This is a genomic window from Vreelandella profundi, assembly GCF_019722725.1.
GTDB lineage: Bacteria > Pseudomonadota > Gammaproteobacteria > Pseudomonadales > Halomonadaceae > Vreelandella > Vreelandella profundi.
Genome location: NZ_CP077941.1, coordinates 43,667 through 58,411 on the forward strand (window position 1 = coordinate 43,667; position 14,745 = coordinate 58,411).

At 54.3% G+C, this 14,745-nt stretch carries 9 protein-coding genes, 2 rRNA genes and 2 pseudogenes; 6 read left to right on the top strand and 7 right to left on the bottom strand.

Annotated elements, in window-relative coordinates:
* Positions 1–96 precede the first annotated feature (96 nt).
* Both KUO20_RS00200 and rrf read left to right on the top strand, forming a co-directional pair.
* A 23S ribosomal RNA gene (locus KUO20_RS00200) occupies positions 97–2,986 on the top strand.
* A gap of 165 nt (positions 2,987–3,151) precedes the next feature.
* A 5S ribosomal RNA gene (gene rrf / locus KUO20_RS00205) occupies positions 3,152–3,267 on the top strand.
* Positions 3,268–3,318: 51 nt separating this feature from the next.
* Here the strand turns inward: rrf and KUO20_RS00210 are convergent.
* The 4 genes from KUO20_RS00210 to uvrA form a co-directional block, all read right to left on the bottom strand.
* Positions 3,319–4,059, bottom strand: coding sequence for an SDR family NAD(P)-dependent oxidoreductase (locus KUO20_RS00210; RefSeq protein WP_235040957.1), 741 nt, complete (start codon positions 4,057–4,059; stop codon positions 3,319–3,321).
* A 115-nt stretch (positions 4,060–4,174) separates the two neighbouring features.
* Complete coding sequence (locus KUO20_RS00215) at positions 4,175–4,756, bottom strand: hypothetical protein (protein ID WP_422823090.1); 582 nt, start codon at positions 4,754–4,756, stop codon at positions 4,175–4,177.
* A gap of 74 nt (positions 4,757–4,830) precedes the next feature.
* Positions 4,831–5,574 (bottom strand): Crp/Fnr family transcriptional regulator, encoded by a 744-nt coding sequence (locus tag KUO20_RS00220; protein ID WP_235040959.1) that lies wholly within the window; start codon positions 5,572–5,574, stop codon positions 4,831–4,833.
* A 164-nt stretch (positions 5,575–5,738) separates the two neighbouring features.
* Positions 5,739–8,585 carry an excinuclease ABC subunit UvrA gene (gene uvrA, locus KUO20_RS00225; protein ID WP_235040960.1) on the bottom strand — a complete coding sequence of 949 codons (2,847 nt, stop codon included), beginning with the start codon at positions 8,583–8,585 and terminating at the stop codon, positions 5,739–5,741.
* Positions 8,586–8,789: 204 nt separating this feature from the next.
* Here uvrA and KUO20_RS00230 point away from each other — a divergent pair, with 204 nt between their 5' ends.
* On the top strand, positions 8,790–10,169 hold the full coding sequence (locus KUO20_RS00230; protein WP_235040961.1) for an MFS transporter: 1,380 nt from the start codon (positions 8,790–8,792) through the stop codon (positions 10,167–10,169).
* 135 nt (positions 10,170–10,304) lie between these two features.
* Positions 10,305–10,661: pseudogene (gene ssb / locus KUO20_RS16805) on the top strand (single-stranded DNA-binding protein); the annotation flags it as partial.
* A gap of 9 nt (positions 10,662–10,670) precedes the next feature.
* Here the strand turns inward: ssb and KUO20_RS16810 are convergent.
* A pseudogene (locus KUO20_RS16810) lies at positions 10,671–10,754 on the bottom strand (hypothetical protein); the annotation flags it as partial.
* Positions 10,755–10,980: 226 nt separating this feature from the next.
* Between KUO20_RS16810 and KUO20_RS00240 the strand changes: the two are divergent.
* Both KUO20_RS00240 and KUO20_RS00245 read left to right on the top strand, forming a co-directional pair.
* Positions 10,981–11,871 carry a sugar nucleotide-binding protein gene (locus KUO20_RS00240; RefSeq protein ID WP_235040963.1) on the top strand — a complete coding sequence of 297 codons (891 nt, stop codon included), beginning with the start codon at positions 10,981–10,983 and terminating at the stop codon, positions 11,869–11,871.
* Positions 11,868–12,602, top strand: coding sequence for a lysophospholipid acyltransferase family protein (locus KUO20_RS00245; protein ID WP_235040964.1), 735 nt, complete (start codon positions 11,868–11,870; stop codon positions 12,600–12,602). The genes KUO20_RS00240 and KUO20_RS00245 overlap by 4 nt, the downstream gene beginning before the upstream one ends.
* A gap of 141 nt (positions 12,603–12,743) precedes the next feature.
* Here KUO20_RS00245 and fabB read toward each other — a convergent pair whose 3' ends face one another.
* Both fabB and fabA read right to left on the bottom strand, forming a co-directional pair.
* Positions 12,744–13,967 (bottom strand): beta-ketoacyl-ACP synthase I, encoded by a 1,224-nt coding sequence (gene fabB, locus KUO20_RS00250; protein ID WP_235040965.1) that lies wholly within the window; start codon positions 13,965–13,967, stop codon positions 12,744–12,746.
* 13 nt (positions 13,968–13,980) lie between these two features.
* Positions 13,981–14,496, bottom strand: a complete 516-nt coding sequence (gene fabA, locus KUO20_RS00255; protein ID WP_235040966.1) for a 3-hydroxyacyl-[acyl-carrier-protein] dehydratase FabA — start codon at positions 14,494–14,496, stop codon at positions 13,981–13,983.
* Between the last annotated feature and the right edge of the window lie 249 nt (positions 14,497–14,745).

The following is a 14,745-nucleotide window of genomic DNA, read 5'->3' on the forward strand; positions in this document are numbered from 1 at the left end:
ACACCGCAAGGTGAGTTCTTAAATTGTGATACGTTTTATACGTATCCGGCAAATGAACGTTATCATTGCGAGATACCAGACTCCTTCGGGTTATAGGGTCAAGCAATGAAGCGCACACGGTGGATGCCTAGGCAGTCAGAGGCGATGAAAGACGTGGTAGCCTGCGATAAGGTTCGGTGAGGTGGCAACAACCTGTGACCCGGACATTTCTGAATGGGGAAACCCACTGACCATAAGGTCAGTATCTTACACTGAATACATAGGTGTAAGAGGCGAACCAGGGGAACTGAAACATCTAAGTACCCTGAGGAAAAGAAATCAACCGAGATTCCCCTAGTAGCGGCGAGCGAACGGGGACCAGCCCTTAAGCATGTGACTGATTAGACGAACAGATTGGGAAGTCTGGCCGTAGCAGGTGATAGCCCTGTAGTCGAAAATCTGATCATGTGAAATCGAGTAGGTCGGGGCACGAGAAACCTTGACTGAAGACGGGGGGACCATCCTCCAAGGCTAAATACTCCTGACTGACCGATAGTGAACCAGTACCGTGAGGGAAAGGCGAAAAGAACCCCGGATAGGGGAGTGAAATAGATCCTGAAACCGTGTGCGTACAAGCAGTAGGAGCAGACTTGTTCTGTGACTGCGTACCTTTTGTATAATGGGTCAGCGACTTATATTCAGTGGCGAGGTTAACCGTATAGGGGAGCCGTAGGGAAACCGAGTCTTAACTGGGCGACACAGTCGCTGGATATAGACCCGAAACCGAGCGATCTATCCATGAGCAGGGTGAAGGTTGAGTAACATCAACTGGAGGCCCGAACCAGGATCTGTTGAAAAAGATTTGGATGACTTGTGGATCGGAGTGAAAGGCTAATCAAGCTCGGAGATAGCTGGTTCTCCTCGAAAGCTATTTAGGTAGCGCCTCACGTATTACCGCCGGGGGTAGAGCACTGTTTCGGCTAGGGGGTCATCCCGACTTACCAACCCGAGGCAAACTCCGAATACCGGTGAGTACAGCGTGGGAGACACACGGCGGGTGCTAACGTCCGTCGTGAAAAGGGAAACAACCCAGACCGTCAGCTAAGGTCCCGAAATCCTGGTTAAGTGGGAAACGATGTGGGAAGGCTTAGACAGCTAGGAGGTTGGCTTAGAAGCAGCCATCCTTTAAAGAAAGCGTAATAGCTCACTAGTCGAGTCGGCCTGCGCGGAAGATGTAACGGGGCTAAACCAGGTACCGAAGCTACGGGTTCATTCTTCGGAATGAGCGGTAGAGGAGCGTCGTGTAAGCCAATGAAGGTGGATTGAGAAGTCTGCTGGAGGTATCACGAGTGCGAATGCTGACATGAGTAACGATAAAGGGAGTGAAAAACTCCCTCGCCGGAAGACCAAGGTTTTCTGTTCGATGCTAATCAGAGCAGAGTGAGTCGGCCCCTAAGGCGAGGCCGAAAGGCGTAGTCGATGGAAAACGGGCTAATATTCCCGTACCGGACATGGTTGCGATGGGGGGACGAAGAAGGCTAGGTGAGCCAGGCGTTGGTAGTCCTGGTGAAAGTGAGTAGGCCGAGATCTTAGGAAAATCCGGGATCTTAAAGCCGAGACACGAGATGAACTGACCACGGTCAGGAAGTCACTGATGCCACGCTTCCAGGAAAAGCCTCTAAGCTTCAGATCATGTGCGACCGTACCCCAAACCGACACAGGTGGTCAGGGTGAGAATCCCAAGGCGCTTGAGAGAACTCGGGTGAAGGAACTAGGCAAAATGGTGCCGTAACTTCGGGAGAAGGCACGCCGGCGTAGGGTGAAGAGACTTGCTCTCCTAGCCCGAACCGGTCGAAGATACCAGGTGGCTGCAACTGTTTATTAAAAACACAGCACTCTGCTAACTCGTAAGAGGACGTATAGGGTGTGACGCCTGCCCGGTGCCGGAAGGTTAAATGATGGTGTTAGCCGCAAGGCGAAGCTCTTGATTGAAGCCCCGGTAAACGGCGGCCGTAACTATAACGGTCCTAAGGTAGCGAAATTCCTTGTCGGGTAAGTTCCGACCTGCACGAATGGCGTAATGATGGCCACGCTGTCTCCACCCGAGACTCAGTGAAATTGAAATCGCCGTGAAGATGCGGTGTACCCGCGGCTAGACGGAAAGACCCCGTGAACCTTTACTATAGCTTCACACTGGACGCTGATGTTGCCTGTGTAGGATAGCTGGGAGGCTTTGAACTTCGGACGCCAGTTCGAAGGGAGCCAACCTTGAAATACCAGCCTGGCATCATTGGCGTTCTCACTCAGATCCGTTATCCGGATCGAGGACAGTGTGTGGTGGGTAGTTTGACTGGGGCGGTCTCCTCCTAAAGAGTAACGGAGGAGCACGAAGGTACCCTCAGCACGGTCGGACATCGTGCATTGAGTGCAAGAGCATAAGGGTGCTTGACTGCGAGACAGACACGTCGAGCAGGTGCGAAAGCAGGTTCTAGTGATCCGGTGGTTCTGTATGGAAGGGCCATCGCTCAACGGATAAAAGGTACTCCGGGGATAACAGGCTGATACCGCCCAAGAGTTCACATCGACGGCGGTGTTTGGCACCTCGATGTCGGCTCATCACATCCTGGGGCTGAAGTCGGTCCCAAGGGTATGGCTGTTCGCCATTTAAAGTGGTACGCGAGCTGGGTTTAGAACGTCGTGAGACAGTTCGGTCCCTATCTGCCGTGGGCGTTGGATGTTTGAGAAGGGCTGCTCCTAGTACGAGAGGACCGGAGTGGACGACCCTCTGGTGTTCCGGTTGTCACGCCAGTGGCATTGCCGGGTAGCTATGGTCGGACGGGATAACCGCTGAAAGCATCTAAGCGGGAAGCCCCCTTCAAGATGAGACATCCCTGAGGCCTAGAGCCTCCTGAAGGGCCCAGCGAGACCAGCTGGTTGATAGGCACGGTGTGGAAGCGCTGCAAGGCGTTGAGCTAACGTGTACTAATGGCCCGTGAGGCTTGATCCTATAACACCCAAGGGGTCTGGCTCACAGTGATAACGTAATGATGTTAAGTGCATCAAAAAAGCCGGATACGCAGCGTGTGGCTAAGCTAACTCACAAAAGTGAGACAGGCAGGCGGCACGTAAAAAGATAAAACAGTCACATCAGCATGATATACCACCAGTTACGCCTGACGACCATAGCACGCGTGAACCACCTGATCCCTTGTCGAACTCAGAAGTGAAACCGCTTAGCGCCGATGGTAGTGTGGGGTCTCCCCATGCGAGAGTAGGTCATCGTCAGGCACTTATATGAAAAAACCCCCAGGGCACATGCCCCGGGGGTTTTTTTTTGCGTTACCATTCAATCGACTTACCGTTCCAGTCCCAAAAACTTCCGCTGTCATCGGGAGTCCTCTGTGCAATCACCGCGAGCAGCTGCTCTGCTACAAATGCAGGACTAAATAGCTTTTCGCTAGGTACTCTTGCTTGAAAGGGTTTAGAGAGCGCTGTATCGGTGGTGCCTGGATGCAGGCAAAGTACAATCGTCTGCTTGTTAAGCCGCTTAAGTTCTATGGCGGCGGTTTTAAACAGCATATTGTGTGCTGCTTTGCTGGCACGGTAGCTGTACCACCCTCCTAAGGCGTTATCGGTAATCGAGCCAACGCGAGCCGAGAGGCTGGCAATCACAGCAGGGTGTGTTCCTTTGAACGAATCTTGTAGTGTCGCTAGCAGTAGAATCGGAGTAAAGGCATTAACGTTCATTACCTGGGCTAGATTGTCCGCACTGAGCTGATCAAGGCGCTTTTCGGGCTGCAGATGATGAGATTCATCATGCAGGATACCCATGGCATTGAAAAAGAAGTGAATGGGCTGGGCAGCCAGCCGTTGCTTAAGCGCCAGCCTATCCTGCTCTTGAGAAACATCGAGCGTTAGGTGAGTGATTCGAGGATCGTTAAGCCGCTGAGGCTGCCGGCTTACGACAAAGATATGACTAACTTGGGAGGATGATAATAGCTGCTGAGTGATAGCAGCCCCTATTCCCCCGGAGGCACCGACAATCAGCGCCGTATAGTGATGAGGTAGCAAGCTGAACATGAGAAGCCTTTGAATATCTGCTAGAAAGGCCTCCATTGAAACGCCATGTGTAGAGCTTGTCGAGGGGTGATGTAATCAGGCTGAGACGTTGACTGAGTGCAACGCTCTGCCGCGATTATTTAGAATCATCCGCCCCTTCACACTGGGCCAGCATACGATTAATGGCCGTGCCGGCTCCTTGCAAGCTAAAGGTCATGTACCAAGGCTCTTGATCTCCCTGATCAAAGCCAAGAAACAGCTGCTCACCCTGACGCAGGTCGGTCATTAAGGTTGTGAAGTCGCTTAAGTAAAAATGTGCGTAAAACCCATCGTCGCCGCGTTCGGTAATAAACTCCGCCATGGTATCTATCACCGGCTGCTCATCAATGCGCAGCCGGGTGGGTACTAAGTTCACCGTGCGGCTTTCATCCTGCTGCTGATCAAGCGTAACGCGCATTTCAAGCCACGGTAGATCACATACGCCAGACGTCGCGTTCAGGCTCAGCGTAGCATCCGAATAGCTAGTGGCTTCAACCGCTCGATAGTGCTGTTCACCGCCCCGCGAGAGTGTCATTGACTGCCAGTCTTCATGGCTTTCCACATCACCGGTATTAAACGTCTCCGCGTTTACCGAGGACGTAGCGGCTAACCATGCGAGGGCCATTACCATAGTGGCAAGCGTTAGCGAGCGAGGGTGCAGAGGATGAGTTGCGGACATGATGTAGGCCATTTAACCAAAGTCTCTAGCCTATAGCGTGTTGGCGTTTGGCAAAAGAGTAGAATGGCGGTTTTTTATTCAGCGCTGCCTAACAGAGGGCGGACGTTGTCGTTGAGATAACGGCTGTCAAACTCACCTTCGGCACTGAGCGCTTGTAAGTCCGGAATCGTTAAATGATGGCGGTCGCGAAAGACAAGCCCATCATCACTGAGTGCAGTGAAGGTACGGCTAACGTGCACCGGGCTGAGGCCAAGCACATCGGCCAGCTGCTCTTGTGAAAGCGGTAGACGAAACTGGTTGCTAATGTCCGGGTTAGTTTGACGCAGGCGCAGATACATCTCGTAAAGAAAGTGGGCCATTTTCTGACGAGCGCTGCGTCTAGCGAGAGTGATCAACCGTTCGGTTAGTAGTGCCTGCTGGCGGCTGCTGATGGCAAACATTACGGATGTGAGTGGCAGCGACTGACGAAATATTTCCAGCAGGCGCTTATGCGGGAAATGGCAAATAACGCCATCATCAATCATGCGCACACTCTCAAGCCGTTGCGAGAACGCAAACTCGCTTAGCCCAATAATATCGCCAGGCAAAAACACTTCCAGAATTTGTCGATCGCCGTTTTCAAGGTGGCGATAAGAATAGGCCCAGCCACTTTTCAACGTGCAAAACTCATTGGCGATATCACCCACCTCCCAGAGCAGCGCGCCTGATTTAATATCAGTGGGGCTCTCCTCCAGGGCGATGAGCAGCTTCCTCTCTTCATCCGTTAGCGAGCAATAGTGGCTAAAGTGACTGATAATACAGCTTTTTTCATGGCCCATAACGTATCCCTTTAAGAGAGAAATCAAACATTTCCCTCTTCTTTTTCTGCTCAATACTATAAAAATATGGCTGCCAAAAATGCTTGGCCACTATACCCCTGTTGTCGCCAGGAGGAGCTCCCTTGTTACTCCATGTGACTAAATTGAACCGCCTTCTCAGGCGGTCAGCGTTTAGTCGCGCGATTACCGCGTGCCAGCAGTGGCGCTAGGAAGTGGCCGGTATGCGAGACCTCTAGCTTGGCGATCTGCTCAGGCGTGCCTTCGGCAATAATCTGCCCGCCCCCTGAGCCACCTTCGGGCCCCAGATCAACAATCCAGTCAGCGGTTTTGATCACGTCCAAATTATGCTCAATAACCACAATAGTGTTGCCGTGGTCGCGCAGGCGGTGCAGCACCGTGAGTAGTTGACGAATATCTTCAAAATGCAGGCCGGTGGTCGGCTCATCCAATATATAGAGCGTCTTGCCCGTATCACGTTTGGCTAATTCACGGGCGAGTTTAACCCGCTGTGCTTCACCACCCGATAGCGTCGTCGCGCTTTGCCCCAGACGAATGTAGGAAAGCCCTACATCAAGCAACGTCTGCAGGCGACGAGCAATGGCAGGCACCGGGCTAAAGAACGCCAAAGCGTCTTCCACTGTCATGGTCAGCACTTCGTGGATCGTTTTGCCTTTGTAGTGAATATCTAGCGTTTCACGGTTGTAACGCTTGCCTTTACACACGTCGCAGGGCACGTAAATATCCGGTAAAAAGTGCATTTCTACCTTGATCATGCCTTCACCCTGGCATGCCTCACAGCGCCCGCCCTTGACGTTAAAGCTGAAGCGCCCAGGCTTATAGCCTCGCGAACGCGCTTCCTGGGTGCCCGCGAACAGCTCCCGAATCGGCGTGAAAATGCCGGTATAGGTGGCTGGGTTGGAGCGCGGGGTACGTCCAATCGGGCTTTGGTCAATATCGATGACCTTGTCGAGCTGGTCAAGCCCCTCAATTTTTTCATAAGGCGCGGGGATTAACGTGGTCGCACGGTTCAGCTCTCTTGCCGCAATCGGCATTAAGGTGCCGTTGATCAACGTCGATTTGCCTGACCCAGAGACGCCGGTAATGGCAATAAACAGCCCCAATGGCAGCGTCAACGTAACGTCTTGCAAGTTGTTGCCGGTGGCGCCACGCACAATCAGCTGTTTTTCTGGATTGCCGGGAATGCGCCAGGGCGGCACGGCGATTTCCCGCGTGCCAGAAAGGTATTGGCCGGTCAGTGAGTTAGGATTGTCCATCACATCCTGCGGGGTGCCCTGGGCGACAATCTCGCCGCCGTGGACGCCAGCCCCTGGGCCAATGTCCAGCACGTGGTCAGCGGCACGAATGGCGTCTTCGTCGTGCTCGACAACAATCACGGTATTGCCCAAATCGCGCAGTCGCTCAAGGGTTTTCAACAACCGGTCATTGTCGCGCTGGTGCAAGCCAATCGAAGGCTCATCAAGAATATACATAACCCCGACGAGGCCTGCGCCAATCTGGCTGGCCAAGCGGATACGCTGCGCTTCACCGCCGGAAAGCGTGTCAGCGCTGCGCTCCAAGTTGAGGTAGTCCAGCCCGACATTGACCAAAAATTCTAGCCGAGCGTGGATCTCATGCACGATTTTATCGGCAATCTCACCCTTGCGCCCCGGCAAGCTGAGATCGGCAAAGTAGCGCCATGCTTCGCCAATCGGGAAGCGCACAATCTCGGCAATGTTGTGATCGTCCACGTACACATGGCGCGACTCTTTACGTAGCCGCGAGCCGCTACAGGTAGCGCAGGGCTGCACCGCGATATACTTAGACAGATCATCGCGCACCATGTTGGATTCGGTTTCACGATAGCGGCGCTGCATATTGGGCAGCACGCCCTCGAAGGTATGCTCGCGGGTGACTTTGCGGCCACGATCACCGACGTAGACAAACGGCACCTGCTCATCACCGCTGCCGTTTAAAATGATTTCCTGCTCGTGGCGGGCGAGCTCCTTCCACGGGGTTTCCAGCTCAAAGCGATAGTGCTGAGCCAACGCCTGGAGCTGAGTAAAGTAGTAAATATTGCGTCGATCCCAGCCTTTGATCACGCCTTCCGCCAAGGAAAGGTCGGGGTGGCTGATCAGCTTGTCAGGATCGAAATACTGCTGCATGCCCAGGCCGTCACAGGTGGGGCAGGCGCCGGCTGGGTTGTTGAACGAGAACATGCGCGGCTCAAGCTCTGCCAGCGAGTAGCCGCACACCGGGCAGGCAAAGCGCGAGGAGAAAGCGATATCATCGCGCTCACCGTCCATGAAGTGAATCATGGCGGTTCCGTCGGCTAGGTTCAGCGCTGTTTCGAAAGATTCCGCCAGCCGCTGGGCAAGGTCATCGCGTACCTTAAAGCGATCAACGACTACGCTGATATCGTGCTTTTTACGCTTATCCAGCGGCTCAATGTCATCGAGTTCAAGCACCTGGCCGTCGACGAGGGCGCGAACAAACCCTTGGGCGCGCAGCTCAGCCAATAATTGAAGGTGCTCGCCTTTGCGGCCTTTAACGACCGGCGCCAGTAGCATCAGCTTGGTGCCTTCGGCGAGATTCATGACCTGATCAACCATCTGGGAGACAGTTTGCGCTTCTAAGTCTTCACCGTGCTCTGGGCAGCGCGGCGTTCCCGCGCGGGCAAACAGCAGGCGCAGATAGTCATAAATTTCGGTAATCGTGCCCACGGTTGAGCGTGGGTTGTGGGAGGTGGACTTCTGTTCAATAGAGATCGCAGGCGAAAGCCCTTCAATGTGATCAACATCGGGCTTTTCCATGATCGACAGGAACTGGCGCGCATAGGTGGAAAGTGATTCCACGTAGCGGCGCTGGCCCTCGGCATAGAGCGTATCGAACGCTAACGACGATTTGCCCGACCCGGATAGGCCGGTAATCACAATGAGCTTGTTACGGGGCAGTTCCACATCGATCTGCTTGAGGTTGTGGGTGCGGGCACCCCTGACCAGAATGCTGTCCATCAACACCTCGAATCGCGCGGTAAAAATGTGATTATACGTTTGTCGTGCCCCTCCCGGCAAAACCGCATTATTAACCTGCGGCAACGTGCGACGTTTCCAGCGTGAGCGCAAACCGCTAGAATAGGGGATTATCTCAAAACGTTATGCTGATTCACCTTATGTCTATTCACCACATAGCTATTTTTCATCGTAAACAGGGGCATTATGCGCAAGGTTTCCGCTCTATTGCTGGGCTCTGAACGCCGTGCAATTAGCGGTTTGGCCGGGCTTTATGCGTCTCGCATGCTGGGTTTGTTCATGGTGCTGCCGGTGTTGGCGCTTTACGCCGACACGCTTGAAGGATCGACACCTCTGTTAGTGGGCGTGGCGCTGGGTATTTATGGTCTCACCCAGGCGACGCTGCAAATTCCGTTTGGCTTACTTTCAGACCGTATCGGTCGCAAAAGAGTAATTGCGCTGGGGCTGGTGATTTTTGCGCTGGGCAGCATGGTGGCGGCCCTTTCCGACACCATGGTGGGTATCATCGCCGGGCGGGCTCTTCAGGGCGGTGGCGCCGTCGCGGCGGCGATTATGGCGCTACTTGCCGATCAAACCCGTGAAGAAGTGCGTACCGCCGCGATGGCGATCATTGGATTATCGATTGGCGTATCGTTTGCGATTGCCATGGTGCTAGGCCCTTGGCTGGCGGTCTGGGCAGGCTTATCCGGTGTTTTTTGGTTTACTGCGCTACTGACGCTGGTAGGATTGCTAGTGCTGTGGCGGTGGGTGCCTGCCGCGCCGCGCCGTCGCCGCCATCGCGATGTCAGCATGGACCGTCAGCAGTTCAAAAGCGTGATCATGCGCCCCGATTTATGGCGGCTTGACGTCTCGATTTTTTCTCTGCATTTAGTGCTGATGGCGATCTTTGTAGCGGTTCCCTTCCGTCTGTTGGGCGCCGGTGTGCCGATTGAGTATCATGGGCTGGCTTATCTAGGCATTATGGCACTCTCGTTTGTAGCCATGGTGCCGCTCATTATTGTGGCGGAAAAAAAGCAGCGTATGCGGCTGATGTGTTTGCTGGCCATCGGCGCGATTGTCATTAGCTTAGCAGGGCTAGGATTGCCGTTCTTCGCGGGAGATTGGCTGTTTGTATGGCTGTTTGTGTTCTTTACCGGCTTCAATTTGCTGGAAGCCACATTACCTTCCATGCTCAGTAAGCTGGCGCCAGCGGGGGCGAAAGGCACGGCGATGGGGGTTTACTCTACCAGCCAGTTTTTAGGCGCTTTTTTAGGCGGTACTCTGGGCGGGCTTTTGGCCCATTTCGGAGGGCTCAATGCAGTCTTTATTGGCTGCGCAGGACTGGCGCTTTGCTGGTGGGTGGCAATGTGGTGGATGCCGTCGCCACCGCCACTATCCAGTGAAATCGTTGCGTTAGATGACTCGCATGTGGGTACGCTGGATCTGCTCATGGAGCATTTAGCCGACGTGGTCGGCGTTGAAGACGTTATGTTGGTGCCGGAGGAGCGCTTGGTCTATTTGAAAGTGAATCGTCAGCAGCTGGATCGAGCGACATTGACTAGGCTAATGTCGCCACCCCAATCTTAACCAAGCAGGGCCGTGACAGTGGCCTTGGCTGGCAATTAACCCTATATGACACCTATTAAAAGATAAAAGGAGCACCTTATGGCTCGCGGTATTAACAAGGTCATTTTGATTGGTAACCTCGGGCAAGACCCTGAGATGCGCTTCACGCCAAGCGGTACAGCCGTGGCAAATTTAAACTTGGCGACCAGCGATACGTGGATGGATCGCCAGAGCGGTCAGCGCCAAGAGCGCACCGAATGGCACCGTGTCGTCATGTTCAATAAGACGGCCGAAATCGCCCAGCAGTATCTGAAAAAAGGCTCTAAAGTCTACATTGAAGGGCGCCTGCAAACGCGCAAATGGCAGGATCAGAACGGTCAGGATCGCTACTCAACTGAAATCGTCGCTAACGATATGCAGATGCTGGACGGCCGTACAGGTGATTTCCAGGGCGGCGGTGCTCCGCAAAATAACTATTCTCAAAATAACGCTGCCCAGGGTAACGCTGCTCAAAACGGCGCTTCTCAGAACGGCCCTGGTCAGAACGGCCCTGGTCAGAATGCACCGGCTCAAAATAATGCCGCACCGAGCAGTCCGGCCCAGCATAGTCAGAGTGGCGGCTATCCTCAGCAGAATAGCCCTCAGTCGGCACCTCGCCCCGCGCAGCCAGCACCGCAGCAGCAGGGTAATCAAGCACCTCAGCCTCACCAGCAAAACAACAGCTATGGCGCTCCGGATCCGGGCAACTTCGATGACTTCGACGACGAGATTCCGTTCTGAGAGCGTTATTAAACGCGCACCTTAGAATGAGGCGTAATGAGGAGAGGCTGTCTTGAAGCTGCTGATATTGGATGCCGGACACTGCCTGAGCTTGGCATTAGCCCGGGAAGTGAGTCGTCGCACCGACACGGAGCTGGTCATTGAGCAAGGCACTACTATTACGGCGTCGCGCCTTGAAACAATCGCGCCTGACGCTGTGATTATTCCGCCGCTGGCACGTCCGCTGGACATGGCGCCGGCGGAGGTCACGGCTCATGCTGACGCGGTTGATGCCTGCTTGGATGCCTGCCTATCGCAAGACGTAGCGCTGGTATGGTGTGTCTCGGATCAGCTCTATGAAGATGGTTTAGATGTTCCTATCGACGAACATGTCGTGCCCGCCCCGCGAGACGAAAGTCTGCGCCGGCTGGTGCAGGCTGGTGATCGTATCCGCGCCGAGCTGCAGCACCATTTGATTGTACGCCTGGGCCCGCTGTTTGCCTTAGAGGGCAGCCATGCGTGGCTCAATGACATCATCCAGAGTCTGGTTGCCCAAGAAGCGGTACGCGCGGCGGAAGACGTGATTTTTTGCCCAACATCCGCAGACGCTGTTGCGATGGCGCTCATCGGTATGCTTCAGCAGCAGGTCGGTGGGGCGAATGCTTGGGGGGCGTATCATCTTGCCGGCACCGAGCCCGTCAGCGCCTTTACGTTTACCTCGATGGTACGCACCCAGCTGTTAACGCACCTTGAAGGGCGTGGCGAGCAGATTGTACTGGGTGAGGTGCAGCCGTTGAAGCACCATCACGATGCTAAACTACGGCGTGTCTTAAACTGTCGGCGGGTGCTCGATGTCTTCGGCGTTCATCAAAAACCTTGGCGCTTAGAGGCTGGGCGTATGCTCGATGCATGGTGTTTGACCCGTGAGAATGACCGTGCTGGCGATACAGGAGCATCGGCTTGATAAACGTGGTTCGCAGCCTGATCTTTTATGCTGGCTATTTTTTAGCCATGCTGATGATTGGCGTACTCTTTTTGCCGATCGCTCCATTTCTGCCGCTGTCGGGCCGCTATCGCTTACTGAATTTGTATAACTACTTCTTAATGGTGTGGTTTCGAATCGCCTGTGGAGTGAGCTACGACATTCAAGGGCGGGAAAATCTGCCTAGCGGCCCCTGTGTGATTCAAGCCAATCACCAGTGCGAGTGGGAAACCGTGTTTCTACAGGTGATGAAGCCGCCGGTATGTACCGTGCTGAAGCGCGAATTACTGCGCCTGCCTATTTTTGGCTGGGCGCTACGACTATTGCGCCCCATCAGTTTGGATCGCTCTAAACCCGCGCGAGCGATGAAGCAGGTGCTGACTCAAGGCGTTGAGCGGCTGGGCACCGGGCTGTCGGTACTTATTTTTCCGGAAGGCACGCGGGTTGATCCTGGCCAGCGCAAGCGTTACAACAAAAGTGGCAGCGTAGTGGCCTGCCGTGCCGGCGTGCCGGTGTTGCCCGTTGCTCATAACGCAGGAGAGCGTTGGCCCGGGCGCCATTGGGTTAAGCGTCCAGGCGTGCTGCGTGTGCGCATTGGCAAGCCCATTGAAACAGCGGGGCGTATGCCCGATGAAGTGCTCGCAGAAGTGGAAGTATGGATCGAGGCACAGCTACAGGAAATTTCTGAGGTGCCACGACCTACCACTCGATGACGGTATAGCTTTTAATGACATAGCTTTTAACGACATAGCTTTTAACGACATCGCTTTTAACCAAGAATGGCGCCCATCGGGCGCCATTCTTGTATCAACCTTCAATATTACTCTTCGGTACTTATCAAGCCGGTCGTCGTACTAACGTTCATCATTATAGCGTTGGAAGACCAGGCACGCATTGGTGCCGCCAAAGCCAAAGCTATTAGACAACGCGCGCTCGATGGTCACGCCATCTCGCCGCTCGGTGACAATATCAAAGCCATCAGCCTGCTCATCAAAGTCCTCGATATTGGCTGATGCTGCCACGAAGTTGTGCTGCATCATCAGTAGCGAGTAGATAGCTTCTTGTACGCCGGTAGCCCCTAACGAATGGCCGGTGAGCGATTTAGTTGAGCTCATCGCAGGCGTTGTGTTGCCAAACACCATACGTATGGCTTTCAGCTCCGCAACGTCACCTACCGGCGTCGACGTGCCGTGGGTATTGATATAGTCAATCGTACCGTCAACCGTGGCCATTGCCTGATGCATACAGCGCATGGCGCCTTCGCCAGACGGCGCGACCATATCGTAACCGTCGGAAGTGGCGCCGTAGCCGACTAATTCGCCATAGATCTTGGCACCGCGCGCTTTAGCGTGCTCCAACTCTTCCAGCACCAGCATACCGCCGCCGCCTGCAATGACAAAACCATCGCGCGCTTTATCGTAGGGGCGCGATGCCTTGTCAGGCGTGTCGTTGTAGTGGGTCGAGAGGGCGCCCATGGCATCAAAGAGACAGGAGAGTGTCCAGTGCTCTTCTTCACCGCCGCCGGCAAACACTACGTCCTGCTTGTTGAGCTGAATTTGCTCCATTGCACTGCCAATACAGTGTGCAGACGTCGCACAGGCAGAGGAGATAGAGAAATTCACGCCTTTGATTTTGAACGGCGTCGCTAAGCACGCAGAAACGGTGCTACCCATTGTGCGGGTGACTCGATAAGGACCAACGCGGCGCAGGCCTTTCTCGCGCAGCACGTCGGCTGCTTCGACTTGGTTGGCGCTTGAAGCACCACCAGAGCCTGCAATAAGACCAGTACGCTCATTGGATACCTGTTCGTCGCTGAGACCGGCGTCTTCGATAGCTTGCGCCATGGAAACGTACGCGTACGCCGCGGCATCGCCCATAAATCGCCGCAGCTTACGGTCGATCAGCGCATCAAGATCAATATCGACGCTGCCCGCGACATGGCTACGGAAGCCACGCTCAGCATACTCTTCCTTAAAACGAATACCGCTACGCCCATTTTTGAGCGCGTCCAGGACCTGTCGTTGGTCATTGCCAAGGCAAGATACAATGCCGAGGCCGGTGACTACCACTCGTCGCATGGGAGCCTCCTGTTCAGAAATTCGCAGTGGAGGTGAATAGGCCAACGCGCAGATCATTAGCCTGATAGATGTCGCGTCCGTCGACGGTTACCGTTCCGTCGGCGATACCCAAAATGAGGCGACGGGTAATAATACGCTTAATATTAATACTATAGGTCACTTTTTTAGCCTCAGGCAGGATCTGGCCGCTGAACTTGACCTCACCACAGCCTAGCGCGCGACCGCGACCGGGATGACCTAGCCAGCCCAAATAGAAGCCCACCAGCTGCCACATGGCATCAAGGCCTAAACAGCCAGGCATGACAGGATCACCGGGGAAGTGGCAGTCAAAAAACCACAGGTCAGAGGCGATATCCAGCTCAGCGATCAGTTCGCCCTTGCCATGCGCACCGCCTTCTTCGTGAATGTGCTTGATGCGATCAAGCATCAGCATGTTAGGAGCTGGAAGCTGTGCATTTCCAGGGCCAAAGAGCTCGCCACGCGAGCAGGCCAGCAGTTCTTCGCGATTAAAGGAATGTTGCTTGGTCACTGAATCGTTCCGAGTATCAAAATGGTTGTTGGCCGCATGCGGCACCTAGAGCCGAGGCATAGCACCGGAGCATAACACGTGAGTCTAGCGTCGAAGCTCGGTCCGCAAGGCAAAGCCTAGTCTACTTCCCGAAACCGCTGAATGCACGCCATCCTCTACCCACCATGTATTTTTACCACTCCCTTGCTGCGTCTGAAAGTGCGCAATAAGGGATGATTATTCCATTAAATAGGAGGAGGTTGAGATCTC

What these genes read in the sequence shown, in the direction of transcription:
- KUO20_RS00210 (WP_235040957.1), bottom strand. Translation starts at nt 4,059, where the DNA reads ATGTTCAGCTTGCTACCTCATCACTATACGGCGCTGATTGTCGGTGCC.
- KUO20_RS00215 (WP_422823090.1), bottom strand. Translation starts at nt 4,756, where the DNA reads ATGTCCGCAACTCATCCTCTGCACCCTCGCTCGCTAACGCTTGCCACT.
- KUO20_RS00220 (WP_235040959.1), bottom strand. Translation starts at nt 5,574, where the DNA reads ATGGGCCATGAAAAAAGCTGTATTATCAGTCACTTTAGCCACTATTGC.
- uvrA (WP_235040960.1), bottom strand. Translation starts at nt 8,585, where the DNA reads ATGGACAGCATTCTGGTCAGGGGTGCCCGCACCCACAACCTCAAGCAG.
- KUO20_RS00230 (WP_235040961.1), top strand. Translation starts at nt 8,790, where the DNA reads ATGCGCAAGGTTTCCGCTCTATTGCTGGGCTCTGAACGCCGTGCAATT.
- fabB (WP_235040965.1), bottom strand. Translation starts at nt 13,967, where the DNA reads ATGCGACGAGTGGTAGTCACCGGCCTCGGCATTGTATCTTGCCTTGGC.